Genomic DNA, 280 nt, shown 5'->3' with positions numbered 1-280 from the left:
CCAAACATGACCAAAGGTAATGAGCGTTTTGGTTCTGGAAACAGTAAATACAACGCCGTCATGGAAGTCGGAATCATCCCGCCACCCATAAAGCCTTGAATGCCACGGAACACCAGTAAACTTTCCAAGTTCCATGACAAAGCACAAAGTAAAGAACTGACCGTAAAACCTATTGCACACATGGTGTAATACACCCGTGTTGAAAGCACTCGCGAGACAATACTCGACATTGGAATCGCAATAATCTCGGCAATTAAATAAACCGTTTGTACCCAAGTGA

Annotated in this window: 1 protein-coding gene; it reads right to left on the bottom strand. The window is 43.6% G+C overall.

Annotated features, from left to right (window positions below):
• Window positions 1-280 (bottom strand): MFS transporter (locus ACODJP_RS13910; protein ID WP_422482516.1); only part of this gene is annotated, 280 nt, incomplete at both ends.

This window comes from Pleomorphochaeta sp. DL1XJH-081, assembly GCF_049310885.1.
Classification (GTDB): Bacteria; Spirochaetota; Spirochaetia; order Sphaerochaetales; family Sphaerochaetaceae; genus CAYZJV01.
Note: the sequence above shows the minus strand (reverse complement) of the source record. Positions and strands in the feature narration are given on the sequence as shown.